At 57.9% G+C, this 2,818-nt stretch carries 2 protein-coding genes; one reads left to right on the top strand and one right to left on the bottom strand.

Annotation, left to right across the window (positions count from 1 at the left end; translation table 11 throughout):
• The first annotated feature begins 372 nt into the window (after positions 1-372).
• Positions 373-1,071: an extensin family protein gene (locus IBT47_RS26760; RefSeq protein ID WP_200564279.1), complete on the top strand. Its 699-nt coding sequence runs from the start codon at positions 373-375 to the stop codon at positions 1,069-1,071.
• A gap of 153 nt (positions 1,072-1,224) precedes the next feature.
• Here IBT47_RS26760 and IBT47_RS26755 read toward each other — a convergent pair whose 3' ends face one another.
• Complete coding sequence (locus IBT47_RS26755; protein ID WP_200564277.1) at positions 1,225-2,259, bottom strand: hemin-degrading factor; 1,035 nt, start codon at positions 2,257-2,259, stop codon at positions 1,225-1,227.
• Between the last annotated feature and the right edge of the window lie 559 nt (positions 2,260-2,818).

Genomic DNA, 2,818 nt, shown 5'->3' with positions numbered 1-2,818 from the left:
AGGTGGAGGCATTACGCCAGGAGAAGGCAGCAGGGACGCTGCCATCAGGCCAGGTTTGAACAAGGATGTTCAATCCTGGCCGGTCCGTCGGCGAAATGCCGGAATCGAGGGAAACGCCACGCGGCGCGAGGACCTCCCGCCAGCCACCGAGGCCGCCCCTATTCCACCGCCCCATCGCGATAAAAACGCCAAACCACCCGCAAGATATTCATCCATGGCCAGGCTCTGGCTTTCTTCCGTGCCCTGCGGATGCCCCCTGGCTTCATCGCTCCATTGCTGGTTAACGCAGCCAGGCAATGCAGGGAAGCCAGCTGGCTAAAAAAACGGTAGAGCTACACTTATCTATATTGACAACATGACGGGTAACCTATTTTGCGCGTACTTATCGTAATAACGCTTCTGGCGCTGGCGGCCTGGTGGAGCCTGCCCTGGTTGAAATCTCATCTTCCTGCACAGTGGAACCCCTTTATTCCACTGGATGTGACCGACCCGCCGGGCTGGATAACCCGTTATAAATTGCAGCAGCTAAAAGGCGATCCGCAAGCCTGCCTTGCGGTATTGCAGCGCGCCAGTGCGCAGGGACGGGTCAGTTTTCGTGAAGAGCCACAGCCCAAAGGAGAATGCACTATCGCGCAGCCCATTCGCATCAGCAAATTTGGACCGGTGTCACTGAGCAGCAGTTTTCTGGCGAGTTGCCCCATGGCCGTCGCCAGCACGATGTATGTCACACGCAGTCATCAATTATTGCAGCAGTCGGAGGTAGCAAGCCCGCTGCGGCGTATCGAACATGTTGGCAGCTTTGCCTGTCGCAATATTTATCATCGTCAGCAGGGACAGCGCAGCGAACATGCCACCGCAGAGGCCTGGGATATTACCGCTTTTCAACTGGCTAACGGGCGCTGGCTGCGGGTAGCGAAAAACTGGCAAGAGCCTGCCAGCGAGTCAGCCGCACTGCATATACTCTGGCGCAATGGATGTGCCAGCTTTGGTAATGCGCTGGGGCCCGACTATAACGCGGCTCACGCTTCACATTTTCATCTTGGCATGCGCGGTAGCGGATTTTGTCGCTGACGCGTACGGGCGGATCCGTCAGCGAAATGACGGAACCGAGAGCCTCCTCCCCGCCATTCCTGGCGCGACAAAAACAGGGCAAAAAAAAGCCGCCATCGTCCATCGATAGCGGCTAAATGGTCTCAAAAAGACCTTATTTCACACACACTCAAATCAGACTGTTACCTCTGACTCTTCCAACTCGGCTAACTGCTCGCGCCACAGCGACTGCTCCGGCTGGCCTTCTTTACGCTCGCCGTACAGCTGCGCAATCTGCGTACCGTCGGCAGCGTACAGCTCCAGACTAGTCACCACGCCGTCGACCGTCGGTTTGCGGGTGATCCAGCTCTCCGCAATCTCGCTGTCGCGCAGGTGGAGCGTAAACTCTGGATTGAAAATATTCAGCCAGCCGCGCATCGGCTCAACGCGCGCCAGCGGACCGGTAAAGATCTGCACCGCACCGCGGTTCGCCACAAACACCATGATCGGATTGCCGTCCTGCTGTACGCGGTTAAGCAGTGCTTCAACGGCCTGATTGTCGACCCGGCGGGCCAGATCGTCGCTGACGCTGTTAAACGCCTGCTGGCGGGAGAGACGATGACGGTGCAGGATCATGTAAAACTGATGCACGTCGGTCATGCCGCGCCACTCTTCTTCCAGCCGCGCGCTGTCCACTTCCGTGGCGAACGCCTGCTTCTGGGCGGCAACCACTTCCAGCTCCGGGTTCTCCTCGCGGGCAAACTGTGCAATCAGCTGCTGCCAGGCGGCCATATCGCTGTTTTCGGTGGTGTACACCTTGTGGATGGCATCACCCTGCGCATCGAAGAATTGCAGGCTATGGCGCACCCCGCGTGCGGAAGATTCTTCCAGCACAAAGGCGCTTTGCCACTGCTTGAGGAACAGGCGTAAATCAATGCCACCCGGATTGAGGATCAGGCCCGCGTGGCCGTCCAGTTGCTGATTAACGTAATGGCCCACCTGCTCGTGAACCGCCCAGTCGTTACGCGTAATCGCCTTCAGTTCACCGACCGACGCCAGCGCGCCGAGCAGGGCTTTGGGTTCATCGGCCAGACGGCGGGCATCGTGGCCCACGCGCGCGGCGGCGAGCTGTGCTTCGCTGGTTTCCAGCAGCGCGGCAAGATCGCGGGCATAAAGCTGAGGGTGGTCCGCACGGGCGGCAACATAGCGTGAATAAAGCGACTGCGACATGGTGAGGTTCCTTACAGAATCGGGCATTTGCGCGCAGTATGATCGCCGCCCGCTCAGGGCCACAAGTAAAAACAGGAAACCTGAAAAGAACTTAATAATCCACCCAGGGGCGTGAACGGGCGAGTATCTACCTCAACCCGCAACAGGTAAGGCTCGATGCCGGATTTCCCCCGGCGATAAACCGCCGCAGCATTAAATTTTGTTAAGGCACGCCATGCCGCCGAGTACGAGTGCAGTACAAAGCAAGGAGGCGATGTTTTCCCCTACCCCTCACCAAACCTAAAACAGACTGGCTGCTCCCTCGATCGGTCAATTCGCAGCGCTTTAAATAGCCTGGGAGCAAGGAGTTTGCCGCACAATGTGATGAAATTCAGAGCCGAGCCATGAACGAATCTGTAGTGGGTAGTTTGGCTTTTTTTATCGCTTTATCGCGATGAGAATGGTGAAAAAGGGGTGGCCTCGGTGGCAGGCGGCCGGTCCTCGCGCCGCGTGGCGGTTCCCTCGTTTTCGGCATTTCGCCGACGGACCGGCCAGGATTGAACATCCCTGTTCAAACCCG

It is taken from the genome of Erwinia sp. S43 (genome assembly GCF_016624745.1).
Classification (GTDB): domain Bacteria; phylum Pseudomonadota; class Gammaproteobacteria; order Enterobacterales; family Enterobacteriaceae; genus Erwinia; species Erwinia coffeiphila.
The sequence above is the reverse complement of the archived record's forward strand: the minus strand, read 5'-3'. Positions and strand labels throughout refer to the sequence as shown.